Below are 23,552 nucleotides of genomic sequence, written 5' to 3'. Positions count from 1 at the left end.
GAGCAGTGGGTACGCGTTAAGGCGTAGGTGCCGGACGGGCGGAGGACAGCGGGTCTCGCGTCCGACGGCAACGGTGATGTTCTGGCCCGCACTGCCGGGGACGGAGGTGTCGACGTCATGACCGCGACCGCGGAACCCTTCGGCCACCCCGCCTTGTTCTATCGGGACGAGCGGGAGTACCTCAGGGGCACCGTGCCCTTCGTGCGCGAGGGGCTTGAAGCCGGCGAGCCGGTCGCGGTGGCCGTGCCCGGTGACAACCTCCGGCTGATCGAGGACGGCCTCGGCGCCGACGCCGGGTCGGTACGGCTGCTCGACATGCGCGAGGTCGGGCGCAACCCCGGCCGGATCATCCCGGCGGTGCTGCGTGCCTTCGCCGACGGCCGGCCGCCCGGACGCCGGGTGCGGATCATCGGCGAGCCGGTCTGGGCGGGCCGTACGTCCGTCGAGTACGCGGCCTGCGCCCAGCACGAGGCGCTGATCAACCCGGCCTTCCGGGGCCGCGAGGTCACCATCCTGTGCCCGTACGACGCCGCCCGGCTCGACGGACGGGCCCTCGCCGACGCGCACGCCACCCACCCCGTGGTCATTCCCCCCGGTGCCGCCGGGCAGCGGGAGAGCGACGCCTACGCCCCCGAGCGGGTCGTCGCCCGGTACAACGAGCCCCTGCCGCCGGTGCCGGACGCGTTGTCTTTCTTCTTCACGGCGGGCACGCTGTCGCAGGTCCGGCACGTCGCCGTCGCCGAGGGCGCGCGGCTGGGGCCCGCGGCCACCCGGCTCGAGGACCTGGCCCTGGTCGTGGCCGAGCTGACGACCAACAGCGTGGTGCACGGGGGCGGTTCGGGCGAGCTGCGGGTGTGGGAGCAAGACGGGTGCGTGCTGTGCGAGGTGCGGGACAAGGGCCGCCTCGACGATCCGCTGGCCGGCCGCCGGCCAGCCCCCCGCGAGCAGCGCGGCGGCCGTGGGCTGCTGCTGGTCAACCTCGTCGCCGACCTGGTCCGCGTCCACACGGACGACGAGGGCACCACCGTCCGCTGCTGGTTCACCAACTGACCGCACGGGCTCTCAACGCGTCGGCTTCCCAAACTGGTTGACCGGCCCTGCGGCGTTCCAGGCGATCAACGCGCTTGTGCCCCGGCCGGATCGCCGCCACCGGGTCCCGGCGCCTCGGGCGGGCGACGCGGTGGCCGGCCGGGCGGGTCGATGGCGGCCGGACGCCGCTGACCCGGACGGCCAACGCGGTTACGCGCCCAGCGGGTTGAGGACCATCGGCTCGATCTCGCCCTCCAGCATCGCGCCCAGGCCCTGGATCGCGCACATGTCGGGGCGTTCGGCGATGTGGACCGGCATGCCGGTCGCCTCGCGCAGCATCTGGTCCAGGCCCGGCAGCAGCGCGGAGCCGCCGACCATCATGATCCCGCGGTCGGCGAGGTCGGCCACCAGATCCGGCGGGCACACGCGCAGCACCTTGTAGATGCCGTCGAGGACGGCGGTCAGCGGCGTCCGGATGGCCTCCCGTACGGCGGCGGTGTCGATCCGCACGGACCGGGCCAGCCCGGTGGCCACGTCCCGCCCGTGGATCTCGGTGGACGCCGGGCCCTGCGGCGTGAGCCCGTTGCCGGACAGCGCGATCTGGAGCGGCCGGAGCGACTGGCTGGGCAGCGTCAACGCGTGGGCCAGGCGCAGGTGTTGCACGATGGCCTGGTCGACGGCCTCCCCGCCGACGGGAATGCGCTCGGCGGCGACGATCGAGCCGAGCGAGAGGACGGCCACCTGGGTGGCCGCGGCCCCGCACACCATGATCATGGTGGCCTCGGCCCGCTCCACGGGCAGCCCGCAGCCGACGGCGGCGGCGATGAGCGTGTCGACGAGTTCCACCCGGCGCGCGCCGAGCCCGACGAGCGTCTCGATCGTGGCCCGCTGGGCGAGCGGATCGGCGTCGTGCGGAGTGCAGGCGGCGGCCCTCAGCCGGGCCGCCTTGCGGCGCAGGGTGCGGCGCATCCCGTCGCCGAGCAGGTGCCGCAGCATGCGCTGCGCCATCTCGATGTCGACGACCGTGCCGCCGGAGACCGGGCGGACGACCCGGATGTACGCGGGGGTACGGCCCGTCATCCTCTCCGCGAACTCCCCGACCGCGATCAGGGCCCCGTTACGGGTGTTCACGGCCGCGACGGAGGGCTGATCGACGACGAGCCCCGGGCCCTTGACGTAGACACGGGTCCGGGCCGCTCCCAGGTCGACGGCGAAGTGGCAGCGGCGCAACTGCTCCAGAGTGGCGGACATGGCGGTGCCTCCTGAGAGCGCGGACCGTGACGGCCACCGGGCGGAGGCCTCTCTGGCATCGTGCTCGGGCGGCGTGGCGGGCGCCTGTTCAAGGGGGCCGGGCGGGTCGCCGCTGGACGGGTGCATTCCGGCGCGCCGCGCGTAAGAAGCGGCGCACCAGGACATTTGACCGGCCCCCGCCGCGGGTTGGGCCCACGACGGGTCCGCGGGAGACCGGGCCTTCGCAGGCCGCCGTTCACCCCCGGGGCAGCGCCCGCTTCATGATCTTCCCCATGTCGTTGAGGGGCAGCGCGTCGAGGAACCGGACGACGCGGGGCCGCTTGTGCGGGGCCGGTCGCCGGGCCACGTGACCGGCCAACTCCTCGGCGTCCGGCGGGCACTGCGGATCGGCCGCCGGCCTCGCGTACCCCCGGGTGCTCCAGGAGCGCGTTCTCGACGTCGCCCGCGCCGATCTTGTAACCGCCGCTCTTGATCAGGTCGGTGGCCTTGCGGCCGACGACGCGGACCTGGCCGTCGGGGTCGCGCACCGCCATGTCGCCGGTGCGGAAGAAGCCGTCGGCGGTGAACGTGGCGGCCGTCGCGTCGGGCCGGTTGAGGTACTCGGTGAACAGGTTCGGCCCCCGCACCTGGAACTCGCCGACCGTCTCCCCGTCGTACGCCGCGATCTCCGTACCGTCCTCCTCCACGAGCCGCAGCTCGACGCCCGGCAGCGGGACGCCGACCGTCCCGGCACGGGACTCGCCGGAGGACACGTGGGGGACTCCTTGCGACGCTCGTACGAGTCGGCCGGGGCCGGTGACGGGGGTTCCTGCGCCAGGGGCGACCGTACGCGCCGAAGCGGGCGGTTGTTAGCCTGCGGGGCCCGTCACTGTTCGCAGCCCTGTACGGGGATCCACGAGGATCCACCAGGATGGAGGCAGCTGTGCCCCGCATCGCGCTCGTCACCTGCCGGCCCGCGCCCGGTATCAGCGCCGACCGGGACCTTCCGGTGCTGGTGGAGGCGCTGGAGCAGGCCGGGGCCGACGCCCGGGCCGTGGCGTGGGACGACCCCGGGGCCGACTGGGCCGGGTTCGATCTCGCCGTGATCCGGTCGACCTGGGACTACAGCTGGCGGGTGGCGGAGTTCACGGAGTGGGCCGAGCGGTGCGCCAAGGCCACACGGCTGGCCAATCCCGTCGAGGTCGTGCGGTGGAACGTCGACAAGCGCTACCTCGGGCAGCTCGGGGCGGCCGGGGTACCCGTCGTGCCGACCCGGTACCTGGCTCCCGGAGACCCGGCCGACCTGCCCGGCGACCACGACTACGTGATCAAGCCCGCGTCCGGGGCCGGCGCGAGGTTCGCCGCCCGGTACACGCCCGACGAGCGCGACACCGCCGTACGGCAGCTCGCGCGGATGCACGCCGAAGGGCTCACGGCCATGGTGCAGCCGTACATGCGGCGCATCGACGCGGGCGGGGAGCGGGCACTCCAGTTCTTCGGCGGACGTCTGCTGCACGCCGGCCGCAAGGGCGCCGTCCTCGCCCCCGGTATCGCCTACGACGAGCGCAAGGTGGCCCACCCCGGCATCTCGCCCTGGACCCCGACCCCTGCCGAACTCGCCGTCGCCGAAGCCGCGTTGGCCGCCGTGCCCGGAGCTCCCGAGCTTCTCTTCGCCCGGGTCGACCTGGTGGACGGGGAGGACGGCGAACCCCGGCTCATGGAGCTGGAGTTGGTGGAGCCGAACCTGTTCCTGTGGCTGCACCCGCAGTCGGTGGCGGCGGTGACGGAGGCGATCCTGGCCGCCGCCGCGGGCTGAGCCACTACTCGCCCACGCGCGTGCGCTGCAGCAGGCCCCAGGTGAACTCGGCCACGACCTCCCGGGGGACGCCCTCCCCGTCCGGGGCCCGGAACGCCAGGCCCCAGCGGGTCGGGGCGGTGCCCTCCAGGGGACGGGCCGGGGCGAAGGCGCGGGCGGCCTCGTCGACCGTGCAGGACCAGGGGGTCAGATCGGCCACGGTCCGCAGGTCGGGCCCCTCGGCGCCAGGGGCGCGCACCAGCCACTCGTTCCAGACCCGGCCGTCCGGGGCGACCAGTACCTCCAGGCGCAGGTCGGGCCAGAGCGGGACGGGCCACGTGCGCGCCTCACAGTCCAGATCGCCGATGCGGCGGGCGGTCGTCGACTCCGGTTCGCCGAGGACCGAGCGGATGGGGGCACCTCCCATGCCGTTGAGGCTATGGGGGAGGGACGCCGCCGAGCGGGCCCGTGGCGAGCGGGCCATCGCCTGCCACCGCTTGTTGGCCTCGCGCATCTGCGCGCGGGAGACGCCCAGCGTACGGCGGGCCTCCTCCACCAGCTCCGGGTTGTGGTCGGCCATGCGGCGCAGCAGCACGAGCTGGAAGTCCAGCGGGGTGAAGGGAGCGGCGGGGCGCTTTCCGGAGGGCGTCGTCATGCGGTCCATCGTCGCCCAAACCCGGCCTCGCCCGGCCCTTTCCCCCCATTGCCCGCGCATTCCGCTCTGACTAGCCTGTGTTCGTCATGCCGACCGCCTTTTGAGATTTCGAACAAGACTGGATCACACAGGCGCATATCAAGGGAGGGGACCGGTCGTGGGACGCCTCGTACCTGCCGTGACCCGGGCTCTGGACATACTCGAGCTCTTCCTCGACGGGGACGGGACGCTCTCCGCCCCCGACATCGTGCGCAGGCTGGGACTGCCGCGCACCACGGTGCACGAGCTGGTCACCACGCTCGCGGCACGCCAGTACATCGTCCCCGTGACCGGGCAGCCCGGACGCCACCGGCTGGGCGTACGCCCGTACCAGCTCGGCAGCCGCTACGCGGAGCAGCTGGATCTCGCCGCCGAGGGCCAGTCGGTCGCCCGCTCGGTCGCGGAGACCTGCGACGAGACCGTGCACGTGGCGATCCTGGAGGACACCGACGTCATCTACATCGCCAAGGTGGACTCCACGCACGCGGTGCGCATGGTTTCCGCGGCCGGCCGCCGCCTCCCGGCGCACTGCACCTCGGTCGGCAAGATGCTGCTCGCCTCCCTGCCCGAGGAGGAGCTCGGCGCGCGCATCCCGGACGACGCCGAACTGGTCGCGATGACGCCGAACAGCATCACCGACCCGGCCACGCTGCGCGAGGCCCTGGGCGAGGTCCGGCGGCGGGGTGTGGCGGTGGAGAGCCGCGAGTCCAACCCGGACGTCAGCTGTGTGGCCGCGCCGGTGCGCGACCGTACCGGGCGGGTGGTCGCGGCCCTGTCCATCTCGGTGCCGATGATCCGCTGGAGCGAGGAGCGGCGGGCGGAGCTGGAGCGGCTCGTCGCGCAGGGCGCCGCCGGGCTGTCCGAGCGGCTCGGCCACCGGGGCGCGGCATGACGGGCTACGAGGTCGCCGTCCGGGCACGGGCGGAGCTGGGCGAGGGCCCGACCTGGGACCCGGCGGCCGGGCGCTTGCTCTGGGTCGACATCCTCTCCTCCCGGGTGCACTCCTACGACCCCTCCTCGGGCCGGTGCACGGTCCGTACGACCGAGCAGCACGTGGGCGCGGCGAAACCCCGCGCCGGCGGCGGGCTCGTGCTCAACCTCCGGGACGGTGTGGGTCTGGTGGACCCCGACGACGCCTTCCGCTGGCTGCACCACGACCCGGCTCCAGGGCGGCGCGGCAACGACGCGGCCGTGGCACCCGACGGCTCCCTGTGGGCCGGCACCATGCGCTACGACGAGGCCGCGGGAGGCGGCACCCTGACCCGCCTCACCGGCGACGGCACGGCCGAGGTGGTGCTGCCCGCCGTGGCGGTGAGCAACGGCACCGCCTGGAGCCCCGACGGCCGCCTGATGTACTACGCCGACTCGCCGACCCGCCGTGTCGACGTCTTCGACTTCGACGGCCGGCGGATCACGGGCAGGCGGCCGTTGGCCCAGGTGGAGGAGGGCGCCGGCTTCCCGGACGGCCTCGCGGTCGATGCCGACGGCTGTGTCTGGGTGGCCCTGTGGGACGGCGCCGCGATCCGCCGCTACACCCCCACCGGCACCCTGGACCGCGTACTCGCGCTCCCCGTTTCCCACCCCACGGCCTGCGCCTTCGCCGGCCCCGGCCTGACCGACCTCTACGTCACCACGGCCCGCACGGGCCAGACCGCCCCCCACCCCCTGGCGGGCTCACTCCTCGTCGTCCCCGACGCGGGGCGGGGCCTGCCCCAGCCCGCCTTCGCGGGCTGAATCCGCCTGCCCCGGGGCTCGTCGGCCGGGGCCGGGTCAGGTGTTCGTCCGGTCCAGCTCCTGAAGGATCTTGCGTTCGGCCGGGGTCAGCGGCGGGCCCGCCAGCCGAGGAAGAAGAGGGCCGTTCAGGACGTCGAGAAGGGTGTCGGGGCGCAGAAGGCGCTCCGGGCCGCTGCGGAGGCTGGTGACCTCCCAGAGGGCGGCCGCTGCGCGGTAGGAGCCGGTGGCCGCCCGCGTGAGACGGCGGCTGTAGGCGGTGACCAGGCGGTCGACGGCTCCGGGGCGGGCGCCGCGGCTGTCCGGGTACCAGACGTCCTGGCCGACGGCGGCCGCCCAGGCCGCGTCGACCGGCCGGGCGGCGCCGCGCTGCACCCGGCGCGCGAGTCCGGGCGCGTCCGGGCCGAGGCGGCGCAGTTCGTCGCGCAGCAGCCGGGCGCCGAGCGCGGCCACCGACATGCCCTGCCCGTAGGCCGGGTTGTAGGTGGCCACCGCGTCGCCCAGCGCCACGAAGCCCTCCGGCCACCGCGGCAGCTTCTCCAGGTAGCGGCGCGCGTTGCTGGTGCTGCGGCTGATGTACACGTCGGTGAGCGGCTCGGCGCCGGAGACGAGCCGGCCGACGACGGGGGACGGCAGGTCGAGGGCGTAGCGCAGGAACCCGTCGGGGTCCGACGGCGGTTCGCCGCCCCGCGAGCCGGCGAGGCTGACCATCCAGCGGTCGCCCTCGATCGGCAGCACCATGCCGCTGCGGCCGGGGCGGCCCGCGTACGGGTCGGCCTGCACCATCGTCAGCGGGAACTGCTCGGCCCCGGCGGGCGTGCGGTACACGCGTGTGGCGTTGACCAGCCCGGCGTCCACGCCGCGTTCCCGCACTCCGGAGATCCCGAGCTCCCCGAGCCAGGTCACCACCCTGGTCCCGCGCCCGCTCGCGTCGACCACGAAGTCCGCGGCCAGCACCTCCTCCGCCCCGGGGGTGGCGACGCGCACACCGCGCACGCGCCCCGCGTCGCCCACCAGGCCGACCGCCTGCGCCTTGCGGATCACCGTCCCGGTGTGGGCGAGGACGGTGGAGCGGACCGTGAAGTCCAGCAGGGCGCGGGTGCAGCTGAGCATCCGCGGCCCGTCGTGCCGCCAGCGCCGCAGCCAGCCCTCGGGGGTCAGGGCCACCATGCCGTGGCCCAGCGGTATCTCCCGGGCGCCCGCGGCCAGCAGCCGCCGCCGGATGCTCCCGCCCGGCATCAGCTCCTCCATGGCGGCCAGACCGCCGGCCATGAGCAGATGGGCGTGACGCCCCTGCGGCAGCCCTCTGCGGTGCTCCGGCCCCTCGGGCAGGTCGTCGCGGTCCACCACGACCACCTCGTCCACGACGTCGGACAGCACCGCCGCGGCCAGCATGCCGGCCAGTCCGGCACCGATGACGACAGCTCTACGGGGCATGGGGCTCCTCGGAGTCGGCCATGGCCTCAGCCATGGGTGGTCCTCACCGTTCCCGCTGGTACGGCGGTTTCGGAGGGGGTACGCGCCAGGGCCTGCGCCAGTTCCACCAGGCCGCTGGTTCCGGACACCTCCGTGGCGTGGAGGCGGTAGCCGCTCGGCGCCGGGAGCGGCTCCCCGCGGGCGGCGGCGCGGCGCGCGGCGTCGGCGAGCATCGCCGCCTCCGCCGCGATCCGCGCCTCGTGCGCGCCGCGGCCCGCGCGCCGGGCGGCGGCCAGCGCCCGCTCGCGGACCGTGTCGTCGAAGTACGGCGCGAGGCCCAGCAGCGCGTCGTGGATGGACACCTCGCGCCACTGAAGGCGCGCCAGCGGCAACTGCCACCAGGAGCTCGGCGGTTTGGGCGCGGTGGACACGAACCGCACCCGCGACCACAGCGGGCCCAGCCGCCGGTGGTCGCGCAGACCGCGCGCCTGCGCGAGGGCCGCGGGGAGCAGTCTGGGCAGCACGAAGCCCGCCGAGCACAGGATCGCGGCGAGGGAGGCCATCGGCGGGGCGACCTTCGTGGACAGCACGTCCAGGTCGTGTCCCGTCCAACGGGCCACGACCGCCGTGTACTTGGCCAGCTGGAAGCCCACCACGTCCAGCGCCGAGCCGGCCAGGATCAGCCGCAGCCCGGCCCGCAGCAGCCCGGTGACCTCGCGGCTCCACTTGACGCACAGCGCGCACGCCGCCAGGGTCGCGGCGCTGTGCCCGAGCAGATAGAGCAGGATCATCTCGCGCAGGTACGGCGTGTTGGCGTAGTAGGTGTCCAGGTCGGTGAGCCGCTCGGTGCGGGCGTCGCCGAGGGCGAACAGCACGACGATGGCGACGATCAGCGGGGCGTAGACGGCGATGCTGCGCAGCACCGTCCGCCGCACCCGCTCGCGCGGCCCGCCCCGCCAGTTGATCAGCAGGATCAGCAGCGAGCAGCTGTACGCGGAGAGCATCCCGTAGGTCAGCGGGGCACCGAAGTTGGGGATGCCGGTGAGCTCGTTGACGGTGGCCAGCGTCAACGGCGCCGAGCAGACGAACACCAGTGAGCCGAGCACGATCGCCGCGCAGGTGGACATGGTCAGCGGGTTCCGCACCGCGGTCCGCGGCCGGCGCAGCAGCACGGTGGCGGAGAGCCCGAAGATCCCGGCCGCCAGGTAGACGACAAGACTCACCCCGACCACCTCCGCCCACGGCGCGCGGCGGTTCCGCGCGCGGCGGCGGCCGTGCGGGTGGCTGTGCGTGGTGCGGCGGGCGGGCGGGGCGCCGGGCGCCCCGTCGTGGCCACGGGCGTGGCTGCGGCGGGTTCCTGTGGCGGCCGTCGCGCCGCCGGGGTGGCCGTCATGGCGTGCTCGTGGGGGTGGGGCCGGTGGGGATGAGGGGAGCCGCCGCCGGGGGCGGGGCGGACAGGGCGTCCGAGACGCGGACCAGGGCGGCCGGGCCCGGTACCCGCACGGTCAGGCGGTCCGCTTCGCCGGGCAGCGGCGCGCCGGGCTCCCGTACGGCGGCGGCGATCACCGCCGCCCACGCGGCGGCCTCGGCGCGTTCGGTGTCCCCGGTCGCCCCCAGCACCGCCTCGTGGGTCCGCTCGTACAGGGACCGGTCGAAGGACGCGTCGAGGTAGCTCAGCGCGTTGTGGATGCTGGTCTGGCGCCACACCAGTCGCGTGGTGGGTGTGGCCCAGCGCGGCCGCGGCAGCCGCAGACAGCGACGGGTGAGGAGATCGTCCAGCTCGCGCTCCAGCGGCTCCAGCCGCGCGTACGCCCGCCGCGACCGCCGCCACTCGGCGAGGCGGGGCCCCGCCAGCGGCACCATGATGCCCGCCGACATCAGCAGCGCGCCCAGCCCGGCGGCGGCCGGCGAGACGTTCGTGCTGAGCCCCGACCAGTCCCGCCCGCACCAGCGGGCGACCACGGCGACGAGCTTGGTCACGCTGTACCCGCCGCCGCACAGCGACCCCACCCCCAGGACCACGAGACCCGCCCGCAGCCAGCCGGCCACGTCGCGCGCCCACCGCAGCGCGGACACCGCGGTGACGCTGACGGCGCAGAGATGCCCCACCAAATACAGCACGATCATCTCGGCGAGGAACGGCGTCGTCGCGTAGTAGGTGTCCAGGTCGGTACGCCGCTCCACCGGCGCCTCACCGAGCGCGAACATGGCGGCGATGCCGACGAGCACCAGCGTGTAGGCCACGATCCAGCGCCGGGCCACCCGGTGCACGTGCTCGCCGCCCCGCCAGTGGACGACGAGGACCTGGGAGGCCGCGCTGTAGGCGGTGATCGACGCGTACGTCAGCGGCGCGGCGAGGTTGGGCACACCGCTGAGCCGGTTGATCGCGCCGACCGTCGGCGGGGCCCCGAGCAGGAAGCAGAAGCCGGCCAGCCCCAGCACCGCGCAGATCGCGCGCAGATACGGATCGCTGCGGTGACGGGCCAGATCGGGCGCCTTCACCGCCAGGCACAGCCACAGCACACCGCAGCTCACGTAGTTGATCAAGCCGCTCATCCGCCCCGGATCCCCCGGTAGTTGAGGGCCGCCCCGATCCGTCCGGCGAGGTCCTGGCCGTGCTCGGGGCCCTCCGCGACCGGGTCCGCCGACGCCTCCAGCCAGGTCCGCAGCCGACGGCCCATCAACATGCCGAACCGGTCGGCCTCCTGCTCGTCGGCCAGGCTGAAGTCGGTGCGCGCCGCGACCGGCCGGGGCGGGCCCGCGGCCGGCGCGGCGTCCGCGTCGCTCCGCCGCCGGCTCATGTGCCACACCTCGTGACAGAAGATCACGAGCTGGTGCCACACGGCGGCCCGCTGGTCGACGACGACCACGTCCTGGGTCTCGCCCTCCAGCCACAGTCCGCTGGCGGTGTGCGGCGGGAACACCTCCCGCCGGACGACGACCCGGCGTCCCCGCCAGGCGCTGACGGAGTCGACGAGCGCGGCCAGCAGCACCTCCGGGTCGGCGGGCACGGGCACCTGGATCGGGTCGATGAGCGCGTCGGCCAGCCGGCGCATCTCCCTCTTCCTACGCACCATCTTCCGCCGCGCACCTCCCAGGCCTGCCCTCATCGCCGGGCGAGGCGGACCGGTCCGCCCGCGGAGTCCATCGCCGCACCCCTTCCGGCCCCCTGTCAGGGGGGTCGTCCGAGCCTACGCGGCCGGAGTTGCCCGCGTCATGCGATCCGACGACCGTCGTACGACCGGAAACGACCGCCGTCCTCCGCGCGACGCGTACCCGCCGGTGACCGGGCGGGAACCCGTCCGGTCACCGCCCCGGCGAGGGCAGCGGCGTCACCGGCACCCCGCCGGCCGCCGCGCCCAGCAGCGTCAGCCGCACCTGCCCCGGACCCGACAGCGTGGTGAACTCCGACAGCACCGCCAGGGCAAGGGTGTTGGTGCCGCGTGTGCGCAGGATCCCGTTCGGCAGGACGAACGTGTGCTGCGGACCCACATCGTTGATGTACTGGCCCATGTTCCAGCCGTTGAGGAAGATCTGCGCACGGTAGGAGCGGTACCGGTCGTCGTCCAGGGTGAGCCCGATCGAGGCGTCCACGCCCTGTTCCACGGCCAGCCGGAACGTGGTCCGGTACCAGGTCACCCCCTGCCGTCGCGCCGCGCGCGGGAACGTGACCGGCTCCCAGCCGCCGTCCGCGAAGCCCGGCAGGTGCCAGCCCTCCCGCTCCCCGTACAGCCCGCCGTTGTTGAGCGGCCCGCGCACCGGGTCCGGAGCGGCCTCGCCCTGGATCCGCCACCGCACCTTGGGCGCGCCCCCCTTGAAGGCGACCGCCGTCAGACCGCGCGCCGCCTTGTGCGTGTCGCGCGCGGAGCCGTCCTGGTCGTGCTGCATCCGCCGCACCAGGACCGACAGCACGTGCCGGCCGGGCCCGCGCCGTGCCCCGCGCACCGGGAAGACCGCCGTGTCCGACCAACTGCCCTTCCGGATCGTGCTGTTGTCGGGAACGGGCAGCCGGTGGGTGCCCAGCGGCTCACCGTCCAGCCAGGCCATCAGCAGCCCCTGCGTGCCGGCGGTGTAGGAGAGGGAGACCGACTCGATGCCGGTGGCGTCCGAGAACGTGCCGCGGTACCAGACGTCCCCGTAGTGGAAGCCGTAGTCGTCGGCGAACAGCACCGGCTGCCCCTTCGGCACCGGGGTCGTGCTGTACGAGGAGGTCCGGTCGGCGGCCTTCCACGCCGAGTCGTCGAAGCCCGGCCCGGACTCGGGGTTCTCGGTGCGCGTCCGCCAGCCGCCGAGCGCGGGCAGCGTCACCTCGGGCACGCCCGGCAGCGGGGCGCCCGCCCGCACGCTCTCCGAGCCGGTGGCCGACACCGGTACCGCGCGGCCGTTCCACGTCACGGCGTCGATGCCGCGTGGCCCCCACATCTCCAGACCGGTCTCGCCGACGGTGTCACCGGTGAGGTGCACCGTGGAACCGCTCACGGTGGCGGTGCGCAGCAGCGCGGGGCCGTGGACCAGCAGGGAGCCCGACGGGGTGTCGTACGGCCACAGGCGCGCCGAGGTGGCCTCGTCGGCGAACAGCAGCAGCAGGGGGCGGCCGTTGCCGTCGCCCTCCACCCGGACCCCGATCAGCCCGCCGGCGCCGAGCGGGACGGTCAGCCGCAGCAGGCCCCGGTCGTAGGCGTACGCGGCCTGCTGGCTCATCCGGGTCACCAGCGGCTCCTCGGCGGCCTCCAGGACCACGCGCGCCAGTTCGCCCTGCCGCCCGCAGAACACGGCGACGTCCTGCCGTCCGGCGTTCAGGAAGAGCATCGGCTGCGCGGTGGAGTACCGCACCTTCCGCTGCCCCAGCGTCAGCCCGGTGACCATCAGCCGGGCGTCCCGGGCCGGCACGGTCACCGGCAGGTCGGCGCCGGCCGCGCGCAGCGTCGAGGAGACCTCCTGGGCGCCGTCGTTGCGCAGGACGTAGACGTGGGCGCCGGTGTCGGGGTTCTTCAGGTGGTACGTCGTGAGCCCGCGCACCTTCACGTCGGCGGCGCGGTCCAGCCGGGCGAAGTCGGGGACGCGCTGGAGCATGTGCCCGATCTGGTGCAGCGGCACCAGCTTGTCGGTGGGCCGGCGGCCCTCGTCCAGGGCCGCCCCGTAGTCGTACGACGTGTAGACGACCGGTGCGGGCAGCCAGCCCCAGGAGGTGCCGCCGAAGGCCATGTACACGTTGTGGACGGTGATGCCGTTGGCGAGGTGGGTCAGGTAGAAACGCCGCTCGTACGCCGCGTCCCGGGTGCGCCGCGACTCCGCGTACCCCTTGCCCCGGGACCAGGCGCCGCCCCACGGGTCGAACCAGCCGCCGCCGGACTCCGGCATGAACCCGGGTGTACGGGGGCCGGCGCTCGCCCCGCCGGTCTTGCCGCCGGCGCCGAAGTGCCCCCAGTCGGGCGGCGTCCGGGACGGCGAGGGGTACCCGTCGAACCCGTACAGCCATCCCCGCTTCTCACCGCCGGTGTCGAACGAGCCGGGGGTCCAGTGGCCGTTCCTGCCCTTGTCGTTGTGGAAGAGGGGTACGTCGATGCCGTCGGCGCGCACCTTCTTGTACAGGTGGGACATGTAGGCGCGCCCGGTCGGCTCGTCCACGTGGGCGTCGTACTCGTTCTCGATCTGGTAGAGCAGGACGGTGCCCCTGCCCCGGGTGAACAGATGCCGGACGGCGATGGCGTCGACGTGGCTCAGCCACTCGTCGACGTGCTTCAGGTACGCCGGGTCGGCGGTCCGCGCGGTGCCCTCGGTGGCGGTCAGCCAGCCGGGGAAACCGCCGCCGTCGACCTCGGCGTTGATGTAGGGGCCGGGGCGCAGGATGACGTAGAGGCCGGTCTCGGCGGCCATCCGCAGGAACAGGTCCAGATCGCGCACGCCGGTGAAGTCGTACCGTCCCGGGGCGGGGGAGTGGTAGTTCCAGGCCACGTAGACGCTGACGGCGTTGAAGCCGTAGGCGCGCATCTTCTGGAGCACGTCCCGCCACAGGGCCGGGCTCGGCAGCCGGAAGGGGTGCATCTCGCCCGACCACAGCACCAGCCGCCGGCCGTCGACCAGCAGTGAGTAGGAGTCGAAGCCGACGCTGTGCCGTCGTCCGTCGGCGCTCGGCGGGGGCGGCGGCGGGCCCGTGGGCACGGAGCGCGCGGCGAAGGCCGACGGCGCCCCCGGGCCACCGCTGCCGCCCAGGGCCAGTCCGAGCGCGGCGGTACTCGCGAGAGCGCTGAATGAACGTCTGCTGAGCGCCAAGGGTGTGCCTCCGGGGCGATCTTACGGTCGCGGATCCCGCCATTCTCCACGCCGAGCCCCCGCCCCCACGCACGCCCACACCCCTGGGCGCGGCCACGGGGGACGACCAAGGAGCCGCACCCCCCGACTCAGCCGCCCCATACACGCCGCGCCCGACCAGCTCCGGAGACCGGCCCGGACGGCCGTCGAGGGGAGGGAACGCCTGGCGGGGTGGGGCCCGGAACGGGCCGGGTCGTGGCTGTGGGGTACCCCCGGCTCGGCTGCTACCCGGCCTGGTTCATGCCTGCTGCGTTGGGCCAGTTTTGGGGGGCGGGCCAGCCGGCTGCCGGGGCCGGGGTGAGGCCGGGGGCCTCGGGGGGCGGGGCGGTCATGCCGCGCACCTGGGCGGCGGTGAGGCCACCGCGGGCCGGGACGCCCGGCGGGGTGGGCCCGGGGACGGGGGGCGGAGCCTGTTGCGCCGGCGGGGCCAGGGGTTGCATCGGCACGGGCGGCAGGGGCGGGCCGGGGACGGGCGGCTGCGGGGCCGGGGCCGCCGCCGTGGCGGGGAGCGGCATCGCCACGCCGGGGGCCGGGGCGGTCAGCGCCATTCCGGCGGCCGGGGCAGTCAGTGCCGGGGCGGGGGCCGGGGCGGCGGCGGTCACGGCGGCCGGTATTCGCATGCCGGCGCCGTTGGTCTCGCTGACCAGCCGGTCCACCGCCGCCGTACCCGAGCTGTAGTTGGTCCCTGTCCCCAACTCGGGTACGGCGGCTCCCTTCCTGCTGCCGTAGAGCACCTGTTCCAAGGCGGACACGAGACGACGCACGTCCACCTCGGGGCGCACCACGAGCCGCAGGAAGCGGCTGGAGGAGCCGATCTTGTTGCCGCACTCGCGAACCAGGATCCGGTGCTCGGTGAGCAGCCGGTCCCGGACCACGGTGCCTTCGGCGCCCACGGGAAGGCGCACGAAGAGGAAGTTGCCCTGGGACGGGTAGACCGTCAGACCGGGCAGCGCCGAGAGATGGGCGGCCATCTCCATCCGGTCGCGGCGCACCTGCTGAAGGCTCTGCCGGTACTCCGTGCCGTGCTCCTTGAGCATGAACACCACGTGCTCGGCGAAGGAGTTGAGGTTCCACTTCGGCAGCATCGAGCGGACCTTGCCCGCCAGCGCCGGATTGGCGACCAGGTACCCGAAGCGGATCCCGTGCAGGCCGAAGTTCTTGCCCAGGCTGCGCAGCACGACCACGTTCGGGCGCAGCATGGCCTCCTGCACCACGCTCGGCTCGGCCTCGGCGTCGGCGAACTCCAGGAACGACTCGTCGATCACCACCAGGTCCAGATCGGCGAGGGAGTCCATGAACTGCACCAGGGTGTGCTTGGGTACGAAGCCGCCGTCGGGGTTGTTGGGGTTGCAGACGACGGCGACCCTGGTCCCCCGCGCCCGGATGAACTCGGAGTACTGCGCCAGGTCCAGGGCGAACCCGTTGGACTCCTGGAGCGGGAACATGTCGACCCGCTTGCCGGTCTCCATGGGCTGGTCGGTCCAGCGGCCGAAGGTGGGGACGGGGACGGCCAGGGACTCGCGCACCAGCAGATGGTCGATCCAGGTGATCAGCTCGGTCGAGCCGTTGCCCATCGCCACGCACTGCGGCGGCAGTTGGAGCAGATTGCACAGCTCTGCGGTGATCGTGTCGGCGCTGGACGGGTAGTACGTGACGATCTCACGCAGCCGAGTCGCCATGTCCTGGAACATCTCGGGCGTGGGGAAGTACGGATTGCACGGAATGCAGAAGTCCACCGGCCCGGCCCCGTCGCCGCCCTCCCGCGTCAGCGCCGCCATCGACGGACTGTGCGCCGCGGTGCTGCGGAACAGCGAGGTGACGTTGTCGGCCATGGAACCTCCCTATGGGGCGGGCCCGGTGGGGGCGGCCGGGTCCGTCGTTCTGGGGTGGCCCGCGCGGGGGAGCGCGGGCCACTCATGGATACGCGGACGGAGGCGGCGCTGTTCAACTCATGTGTGGGAAGTGTGCTTTCCGGGTAACCGCGGGCCCCGCGCGGGCGCGGCGCGCGTCGGCCTACGCACCGGACCTGCGCTTGTTCCACACGTCGAACCCGACCGCCGCCAGCAGCGCCAGCCCCTTGATGACCTGCTGCCAGTCGGTGCCGACGCTGAGCAGGTTCATGCCGTTGTTCAGCACGCCGAGGACGAGCCCGCCGATGATCGCGCCGAGCACCGTTCCCACACCGCCGCTCATGGACGCGCCACCGATGAACGACGAGGCGATGGCCTCCAGTTCGTAGTTCACGCCGGCCTTCGGAGAGGCCGCGTTCAGGCGGGCGGCCACCACCAGTCCCGCCAGGGCCGCGAGCACGCCCATGTTCAGGAACACCTGGAAGGTGACCCTTCTGTCCTTGACGCCGGACAGCTTCGCGGCGGGCAGGTTGCCACCGATGGCGTAGATGTGGCGGCCGAAGACGGCGTTGCGCATCACATAGCCGTAGCCGGCCACCAGCGCGCCGAGGACGATCAGCACGATCGGCGCGCCCTTGTAGCTGGCGAGCAGCAGCGTGACGACCAGGACGGCGGCGACGAGGGCGACGAGCTTGAGCGCGAACAGCCGCGCGGGCAGCACGTCGAGGGAGAACTCCTGCTGCCGGCGCCGGTCGCGCACCTCCTGCCACACCACGGAGGCGATCAGGACGAGGCCGAGGAGCAGGGTGAGGTTGTGGTAGTTGGTGCTCGGCCCGACCTCGGGCAGGAAGCCGTTGCCCATCTTCTGCAGCCCGCCCGGGAACGGGCCGAGGGTCTGGCCCTTGAGCAGGATCTCCGTCAGCCCGCGGAAGAGCAGCATCCCGGCGAGGGTGACGATGAACGACGGTATGCCCAGATAGGCGATCATGAACCCTTGCAGCGAGCCCGCGGCCGCCCCCACCAGCAGGCACAGGCCCATCGCCGCCGGCCACGGCACCTGGTGGCTGACCGTCAGGGCCGCCGCCACCGCGCCGACGAACGCGGTCAGCGAGCCCACCGACAGGTCGATGTGGCCCGCGATGATCACCATCATCATGCCGATGGCCAGGATCAGGATGTAGCTGTTCTGGAGCACCAGGTTGGAGACGTTGCGCGGCAGCAGCAGGTCCCCGCCGGTCCAGATCTCGAACAGGACGACGATCAGCCCGAGCGCGATCAGCATGCCGTACTGCCGCATGTTGCGGCGCAGACCGTTCAGCACCAGCCCGAGCAGACCGCCGCCGGTGGCCGCCGCGCCGCGCTCCGGTGGCGCGGGGGCCGGGGTCTGCGCGGTCATGTCCGTGCTCATCGCGTCACCTCTTCGTCCTTCGTGTTCTTCGTCATGTGGCGCATCAGCACTTCCTGGGTGGCCTCCGCCCGCGGCACCTCACCGGTCAGCCGCCCCGCGGCCATCGTGTAGATGCGGTCGCACATGCCGAGCAGTTCCGGCAGTTCGGAGGAGATGAAGACGACCGCCTTGCCCTGGGCGGCCAACTGGTTGATGACCGTGTAGATCTCGTACTTGGCGCCCACGTCGATGCCGCGCGTGGGCTCGTCCAGGATCAGCACGTCCGGACCGGCGAAGATCCACTTGCTGAGGACGACCTTCTGCTGGTTGCCGCCGGACAGCCTGCCCACCGGCTCGAAGACGGTCGGCGCCTTGATGTTCATGGACGTGCGGAACCCCTCGGCGACCTGCTGCTCCTCGTGTTCGTCCACCACACCCCGCCGGGCCACCTTGCGCAGCGCGGTCAGCGAGATGTTCCGGTGGACGGTGTCCATGAGGTTCAGGCCGTAGTGCTTGCGGTCCTCGGTGACGTAGGCGATGCCGTGCCCGACCGCCTCCGCGACGGTCCTGGTGCGGATCTCCCGGCCGTCCTTGAGGACCGTGCCGGCCGCGTACCGGCCGTAGGCGCGGCCGAAGACGCTCATCGCCAGTTCGGTGCGGCCGGCGCCCATCAGGCCCGCGATGCCGACGATCTCGCCGCGCCGCACCTGGACCGACACGTCGTCGACGACCCGGCGCTGCCGGTCGAGCGGGTGGAACACGGTCCAGCCCCGGATCTCCAGGGCCGGGGCCGCGCCTTCCTCGGTCGGATGCGGGGTGCGTTCGGGGAAGCGGTGGTCGAGGTCGCGGCCGACCATGCCGGCGATGATCCGCTCCTCGGTGGTGCCGGCCGCCTTCACGTCCAGGGTCTCGATGGTGTGGCCGTCGCGCAGGATCGTCACCGAGTCGGCGACCCCGCGGATCTCGTTGAGCTTGTGGGAGATGATGATCGAGGTGATGCCCTGCTTCTTCAACTCAAGTATCAGGCGCAGGAGTTTGCCGCTGTCCTCGTCGTTCAGGGCCGCCGTCGGCTCGTCCAGGATGAGCAGCTTCACGGACTTCGACAGCGCCTTGGCGATCTCCACGAGCTGCTGCTTGCCGACGCCGATGTCCGCGACCCGGGTCTCGGGGTGCTCGTCGAGGCCGACGCGGCGCAGCAGGGCGGTGGCGTGCCGGAGGGTGTCGTTCCAGTTGATGAACCCGCGCGTGGCGTGTTCGTTGCCGAGGAAGATGTTCTCCGCGATGGACAGGTACGGCACCAGCGCCAGCTCCTGATGGATGATGACGATGCCGCGCCGCTCGCTGGCCCGGATGTCCTTGAAGCGGCAGACCTCCTGCTCGAAGAGGATCTCGCCCTCGTAACTCCCGTGCGGATGGACGCCGGAGAGCACCTTCATCAGGGTGGACTTCCCGGCGCCGTTCTCCCCGCAGATGGCGTGCACCTCGCCCCGGCGAACCGTCAGCGTGACGTCCGACAGCGCTTTGACACCGGGAAAGGTCTTGCCGATCGAGCGCATTTCCAGGACGGGTCCCGCCATGGTCGTGCCTTCCAGTCGGTTGGGGTCGGTGGATGCGGCGGTCGCTTCCCGGCTACTTGTTCAGCTCGGCGTCCGTGTAGTAGCCGCCCTTGACCAGGACCTCCTCGTAGTTGCTCTTGTCGACGCTCACCGGCTGCAGCAGGTAGGCGGGCACCACCTTCGAGCCGTTGTCGTAGGTCTTGACGTCGTTGACCTGCGGCTTCTTGCCCTTCAGTGAGTCGTCGACCATCGCAGAGGCGATCTCGGCGAGCTTGCGGGTGTCCTTGTAGACGGTCTGCGTCTGGTCGCCCGCGATGATCGACTTCACCGAGGCCAGCTCGGCGTCCTGACCGGTGACGACGGGCAGCGGCTTGTTCCCCGAGCCGTAGCCGTCCGACTTCAGCGCCGACAGGATGCCGATCGAGATGCCGTCGTAGGGCGAGAGCACCGCGTCGACCCGGCCGCTCTTGTAGGACGAGGTGAGGATGTCGTCCATGCGCCGCTGCGCGGTCGCGCCGTCCCAGCGCAGGGTCGTGACCTTGGTGAGCTGCGTCTGGCCGGACCTCACCTTCAGCTTGCCGCTGTCCAGATACGGCTTCAGGACGCTCATCGCGCCGTTGAAGAAGTACTTGGTGTTGTTGTCGTCGTTGGAGCCGGCGAACAGCTCGATGTTGAACGGGCCCTTGCCGTCCTTCAGGCCGAGCTTGTCGACGATGTAGCCGGCCTGGAGCCGGCCGACCTTCTCGTTGTCGAAGGAGGCGTAGTAGTCGACGTGCTCCGTGCCGAGGATCAGCCGGTCGTAGGCGATGACCGGGATGCCGGCGTCGGCCGCCTCCTGGAGCACGTTGTTCAGCGACTTGTTGTCGATCGCGGCGACGATCAGGCCCTTGACGCCCTGGGTGATCAGGTTCTCGATCTGCGAGACCTGGGTGTCGGGGTTGTCCTCGCCGAAGACCAGTTTGGTCCGGTAGCCCTTGGCCTGGAGGTCCTTGACGACGTTGTCGCCGTCGGAGATCCAGCGCTCGGAGGACTTCGTCGGCATCGCGATGCCGATGGTGGCCCCCTTGGTGCTGCCCGACTTCTCCTTGCTGCCGCCCTCGCTGTTCTGCCCGCAGGCGGACAGGGTCAGGGCGAGGGACGCGGCTGCGGCCGTGGCGGCGAGGGCGGCTCTGCGGTTGCGCATGGTGATCAGTCCTTGTCCGTCTGGTCGGTGTGGGGCGTGGGGAGGTGCTCGCGGCGCCGGTCAGGCACCGGTGGGGAAGCGGTGGAGCGGGCCCGGCAGCCGGGAGCCGAGCGGGGCCATGTCACCGGCGGCGCCGTGGCGGGCGAGCAGGTCCAGGGCGAGCCGGCCGCGCCGCACCCGTTCCCGGGCGGTCGCCAGGGTGAGCTCCCGCAGGTGGTGTCCGTACGGGTAGATGCCGGGCGCCTTGGACAGGCCGAACTTCAGATAGAGCGGTGCGCCGCGCCGGATCAGCTCGGCGACCTCGTACATCCGCACATAGCCGCCGAGGTCGTCGGGCGCCTCGATGTACATGTCCATGGGGGCGCCCGACACCCGCCGGATCTCGGTGAGGTGATCGAGCGTCAGATCGCTGGGCACGTTCACGGAGTCGGCGCCCAGCCGCTCGAAGACGGCGTACGACGCCGGGTTCACCGGGCCGATCAGCGCGGACACCTTCAGGGTGGTGTCGGCCGGGATCAGGCCCGTCGTACGAGCCCGGTGCAGCGTCCACAGCACCCCCTCGTCGGCCACCAGCAGGCAGCGCACGCCCAGCTCCGTGGCCCGTACGGCGTCCTCGACGCACCCGGCGACCGCGTCGTGGCCCCGAGCGCGCAGCCCCGCCCCGCGCGAGTCGGAGCGCACCGAGCCCCCGGTGTCCCAGGTGCCGCGCGGGCCGGTGAACAGGCACAGTTCGACGCCGTGCGCGGTACTCGCGTCGACCATCTCGGTGATCTCGGCGTCGGTCAGCATCCACACGCCGCTGCCCTGGCTGATCCGGTGGACCGGCACATCGAGCCGTGCGGCCTCGTCGAGGACCACCGCCAGCGCCTCCGGGCCCTCGCACGAGGGGATCTCGGTGCGCCAGCGGCCGCCGCCCGGGAAGGCGTGCGGCGAGGTGTCGGCGGGGTCGAGGGCGGGGGCGCCGAGGCCCAGGGCGGTGAGCGTCTGCTCAGCGGGTCTGCGGGCGGCCGTGGCGGAAGCGTCGGTCACAGGCTGTCCTTAATGTTCGGTATTTCGGACAAGGTTCGCGGCTCCGGGTGAGGCGGGCGGCACACCTGGACCGGCGGTGAGCCGGGCCCGGTGCGGCGCTCGTGGCCCCCTCGGATCACGCCGTGAGCGGCATACGGATCACGGGCGGAGCAGCACCTTGCCCACTTTCGGATCGCCCGCCCCCACCAGATCGATGGCGTGCGAGAACTCGGTGAGCGGGAGCTCGTGGGTGACGAGCGGGAGCGGATCGAGCAGCCCGGCCGCGAACATCCGCACCGTGTGCGCCCAGGCGTGCGGCGGCGCCCCGAAGACGGTGTGCACCTCCAGCTGCCGTACGACGAGGTCGGTCGGGTCCAGCCCCTCGGCGCCCGGTGCCGGGATGCCCGTCAGGGCCAGCCGCCCACCGCGTCTGAGCAGCGCGGCGGCGGTACGCGCCGCGTCCGCCGACCCGGCCGTCTCGATCACCACGTCGAAGCCGCCGGGCAACCCCCGGTCCTTGGTGGTGAAGCCGGTGGCGCCGAACCGCCGCGCCAGGGCCGCACGGTCGTCGCGCGTGCCGACGACCAGCAGCTCGGCCGGGGAGGCTGCCTTGAGGAACTGCGCGGCGAACATCCCGAGCGTGCCGGTGCCGACCACGGCGACCCGCTCGCCCGGCCGGGCGTCCGCCTTCAGCGCGGCGGCCGCGACACAGGCGGCCGGCTCCAGCAGGGCGGCGGCGGTGAGGTCGGCGTCCTCGGGCAGCACGTGCAGCAGCCGGGCCGGCAGCGTCAGCGTGGTGGCCATCGCGCCCGGCAGGGTGAAGCCGGTCTCCTCGTACCCCGCCGTGCACAGCGTCGTCTCGCCGGCGTGACAGCGGTCGCACACCTGGCAGTTGCGGAAGCCCTCGCCGACCACCTTGCGGCCCACGAGAGCGCCGGGCACCCCGGCGCCCACCCGCCGGACCGTCCCGGACCACTCGTGGCCCGGCGTCAGCGGGTAACGGACGTACCCCTCGGGCCGGTTGCCCTGGTACACCTCGCGGTCGCTGCCGCAGATCCCCACGGCGTGCACGGCCACCAGCGCCTCGCCCGGCCCCGGTTCGCGCGGCGTGTGCCCGGCGATCCGGTGCGCGCCCGGCGCCTCGACGACGACCTCGGTGCTCACTTCGTCCCCTTCGGCCTGCGCTGCTCCCAGCCCTCGGCCCACAGGTCGAACCGGGCCTGCTGCTGGGGGAATTCGGCCGCCGCGTCGACGTCCAGCTCGACGCCGAGGCCGGGCGCGTCGGAGAGGTGGAAGCAGCCGTCCTCCGGATCCACGCGGGGCGCGCCCCTGACCACCTTCTTGATCTCCGCGTCGGCGAAGTCGTTGAAGTGCTCCAGGATCTTGAAGTTCGGCGTGGTGAAGCCCACTTGGAGCGAGGCGGCGGTGAGTACGGACCCGCCGACGTTGTGCGGGGCGACGGACATGTAGTGCGTCTCGGCGGTCGCGGCCAGCTTCCGTGTCTCCCAGATGCCGCCGACGTGGCCGACGTCCGGTTGGATGATGTCGGCGGACTGGTCGTCGAAGAGTTCGCGGAACTCGATCCGGTCGTGGATGCGTTCCCCGGTGGCGACCGGGATGTCGACCTTGGCGGCGACCTTCCGCAGCGCCTTCAGGTTCTCCGGCGGCACCGGCTCCTCCAGCCAGGCCGGGGCGAAGGGCGCCATCTCCCTGGCCAGCCGGACGGCGGTGGCCGGGGAGAAGCGGCCGTGCATCTCCAGCATCAGCTCGGCGTCCGGGCCGATGGCGTCCCGTACGGCCTCGACGAGCGAGACGGCGTACAGGGTCCGCTCGTGGTCGAGTTCGAAGTGCCCGGTGCCGAAGGGGTCGATCTTGAGGGCCCGGTAGCCGCGCTCCACGACCCCCTGCGCGGCCTTGTGGTACGCCTCCGGGGTGCGCTCGGTGGTGTACCAGCCGTTGGCGTACGCCTTCACCCGGTCGGTCACCCTGCCGCCGAGCAGCTGCCACACGGGGACGCCGAGCGCCTTGCCCTTGATGTCCCAGCAGGCCATCTCCACGACCGCGATGCCGGACATCACGATCTCGCCCGCGCGGCCGAAGTCGCCGTACTTCATGCGGCGGACGAGGTCCTCGGCGGCGAACGGGTCCGAGCCGAGGATGTGGTTGGTCTCGGCCTCTCTCAAGTAGCCGATCAGCGCGTCGGTGTGGCCCAGCATCCGGGTCTCGCCGACCCCCGTGATGCCCTCGTCGGTGTGCACCTGGACGTAGGTCAGGTTGCGCCACGGCGTCCCGACCACGTGGGTGCTGATTCCGCTGATGCGCACGGCGCCCGCCCCTCAACTGCTTGACATCACTGCTGTG

18 protein-coding genes and 1 pseudogene are annotated in these 23,552 nt (G+C 73.0%); 4 read left to right on the top strand and 15 right to left on the bottom strand.

The features are described 5' to 3' along the window. The first annotated feature begins 117 nt into the window (after nt 1–117). Nucleotides 118–1,050, top strand: coding sequence for an anti-sigma factor RsbA family regulatory protein (locus ACIP4X_RS03155; protein WP_358729472.1), 933 nt, complete (start codon nt 118–120; stop codon nt 1,048–1,050). A 189-nt stretch (nt 1,051–1,239) separates the two neighbouring features. Here the strand turns inward: ACIP4X_RS03155 and ACIP4X_RS03150 are convergent, their stop codons facing one another. Together ACIP4X_RS03150 and ACIP4X_RS03145 are read right to left on the bottom strand one after the other, a co-directional pair. Then, nucleotides 1,240–2,280 carry a rod shape-determining protein gene (locus tag ACIP4X_RS03150; protein WP_358729473.1) on the bottom strand — a complete coding sequence of 347 codons (1,041 nt, stop codon included), beginning with the start codon at nt 2,278–2,280 and terminating at the stop codon, nt 1,240–1,242. A gap of 235 nt (nt 2,281–2,515) precedes the next feature. Continuing rightward, a pseudogene (locus tag ACIP4X_RS03145) lies at nt 2,516–3,029 on the bottom strand (acyl-CoA synthetase); the annotation flags it as partial. A gap of 173 nt (nt 3,030–3,202) precedes the next feature. Between ACIP4X_RS03145 and ACIP4X_RS03140 the strand changes: the two are divergent. Further along, the gene (locus tag ACIP4X_RS03140; protein ID WP_358729667.1) at nt 3,203–4,075 is read left to right on the top strand and encodes a hypothetical protein; all 873 of its coding nucleotides are present in this window, start codon (nt 3,203–3,205) and stop codon (nt 4,073–4,075) included. Between the two features lie 4 nt (nt 4,076–4,079). On the opposite strand, the gene ACIP4X_RS03135 is transcribed toward ACIP4X_RS03140, so the two are convergent. Further along, nucleotides 4,080–4,709: a hypothetical protein gene (locus ACIP4X_RS03135; RefSeq protein WP_401346356.1), complete on the bottom strand. Its 630-nt coding sequence runs from the start codon at nt 4,707–4,709 to the stop codon at nt 4,080–4,082. A gap of 157 nt (nt 4,710–4,866) precedes the next feature. Here ACIP4X_RS03135 and ACIP4X_RS03130 point away from each other — a divergent pair, with 157 nt between their 5' ends. Beyond that, entirely contained in the window at nt 4,867–5,640 is a 774-nt protein-coding gene (locus ACIP4X_RS03130) for an IclR family transcriptional regulator (protein ID WP_358729475.1), read from the top strand. After that, on the top strand, nt 5,637–6,482 hold the full coding sequence (locus tag ACIP4X_RS03125; protein WP_358729476.1) for an SMP-30/gluconolactonase/LRE family protein: 846 nt from the start codon (nt 5,637–5,639) through the stop codon (nt 6,480–6,482). Before ACIP4X_RS03130 ends, ACIP4X_RS03125 begins: the two co-directional genes overlap by 4 nt. A 36-nt stretch (nt 6,483–6,518) precedes the next feature. Here the strand turns inward: ACIP4X_RS03125 and ACIP4X_RS03120 are convergent, their stop codons facing one another. The 12 genes from ACIP4X_RS03120 to ACIP4X_RS03065 all read right to left on the bottom strand — a co-directional run bounded on the left by ACIP4X_RS03120 (nt 6,519) and on the right by ACIP4X_RS03065 (nt 23,515). After that, nucleotides 6,519–7,916 (bottom strand): FAD-dependent monooxygenase, encoded by a 1,398-nt coding sequence (locus ACIP4X_RS03120; protein WP_358729477.1) that lies wholly within the window; start codon nt 7,914–7,916, stop codon nt 6,519–6,521. Between the two features lie 26 nt (nt 7,917–7,942). Then, nucleotides 7,943–9,118, bottom strand: a complete 1,176-nt coding sequence (locus tag ACIP4X_RS03115) for an MAB_1171c family putative transporter (RefSeq protein ID WP_358729478.1) — start codon at nt 9,116–9,118, stop codon at nt 7,943–7,945. A 166-nt stretch (nt 9,119–9,284) separates the two neighbouring features. Beyond that, a complete protein-coding gene (locus tag ACIP4X_RS03110; protein ID WP_358729479.1) occupies nt 9,285–10,451 on the bottom strand; it encodes an MAB_1171c family putative transporter in 1,167 nt (388 codons plus the stop codon). Beyond that, nucleotides 10,448–10,969 (bottom strand): toxin, encoded by a 522-nt coding sequence (locus ACIP4X_RS03105; protein WP_358729668.1) that lies wholly within the window; start codon nt 10,967–10,969, stop codon nt 10,448–10,450. The genes ACIP4X_RS03110 and ACIP4X_RS03105 overlap by 4 nt, the downstream gene beginning before the upstream one ends. Before the next feature lie 232 nt (nt 10,970–11,201). Beyond that, complete coding sequence (locus ACIP4X_RS03100; RefSeq protein ID WP_358729480.1) at nt 11,202–14,168, bottom strand: beta-galactosidase; 2,967 nt, start codon at nt 14,166–14,168, stop codon at nt 11,202–11,204. Nucleotides 14,169–14,431: 263 nt separating this feature from the next. Then, nucleotides 14,432–16,039: an aminotransferase class I/II-fold pyridoxal phosphate-dependent enzyme gene (locus tag ACIP4X_RS03095; protein WP_391453176.1), complete on the bottom strand. Its 1,608-nt coding sequence runs from the start codon at nt 16,037–16,039 to the stop codon at nt 14,432–14,434. Nucleotides 16,040–16,220: 181 nt separating this feature from the next. Next, nucleotides 16,221–17,465, bottom strand: coding sequence for a multiple monosaccharide ABC transporter permease (gene mmsB, locus ACIP4X_RS03090; RefSeq protein ID WP_358729482.1), 1,245 nt, complete (start codon nt 17,463–17,465; stop codon nt 16,221–16,223). Then, nucleotides 17,462–19,021 (bottom strand): multiple monosaccharide ABC transporter ATP-binding protein, encoded by a 1,560-nt coding sequence (gene mmsA, locus ACIP4X_RS03085; RefSeq protein WP_358729483.1) that lies wholly within the window; start codon nt 19,019–19,021, stop codon nt 17,462–17,464. The genes mmsB and mmsA overlap by 4 nt, the downstream gene beginning before the upstream one ends. A 52-nt stretch (nt 19,022–19,073) precedes the next feature. Next, the gene (chvE, locus tag ACIP4X_RS03080; protein WP_358729484.1) at nt 19,074–20,183 is read right to left on the bottom strand and encodes a multiple monosaccharide ABC transporter substrate-binding protein; all 1,110 of its coding nucleotides are present in this window, start codon (nt 20,181–20,183) and stop codon (nt 19,074–19,076) included. 60 nt (nt 20,184–20,243) lie between these two features. Next, nucleotides 20,244–21,212, bottom strand: a complete 969-nt coding sequence (locus ACIP4X_RS03075; protein ID WP_358729485.1) for a hypothetical protein — start codon at nt 21,210–21,212, stop codon at nt 20,244–20,246. A 138-nt stretch (nt 21,213–21,350) separates the two neighbouring features. Further along, nucleotides 21,351–22,355, bottom strand: a complete 1,005-nt coding sequence (locus ACIP4X_RS03070; RefSeq protein WP_358729486.1) for an alcohol dehydrogenase catalytic domain-containing protein — start codon at nt 22,353–22,355, stop codon at nt 21,351–21,353. Next, a complete protein-coding gene (locus ACIP4X_RS03065; protein WP_401346349.1) occupies nt 22,352–23,515 on the bottom strand; it encodes a mandelate racemase/muconate lactonizing enzyme family protein in 1,164 nt (387 codons plus the stop codon). The genes ACIP4X_RS03070 and ACIP4X_RS03065 overlap by 4 nt, the downstream gene beginning before the upstream one ends. Between the last annotated feature and the right edge of the window lie 37 nt (nt 23,516–23,552).

This window comes from Streptomyces sp. NPDC088817 (assembly GCF_044750345.1).
GTDB lineage: Bacteria > Actinomycetota > Actinomycetes > Streptomycetales > Streptomycetaceae > Streptomyces.
The sequence above is the reverse complement of the archived record's forward strand: the minus strand, read 5'-3'. Positions and strand labels throughout refer to the sequence as shown.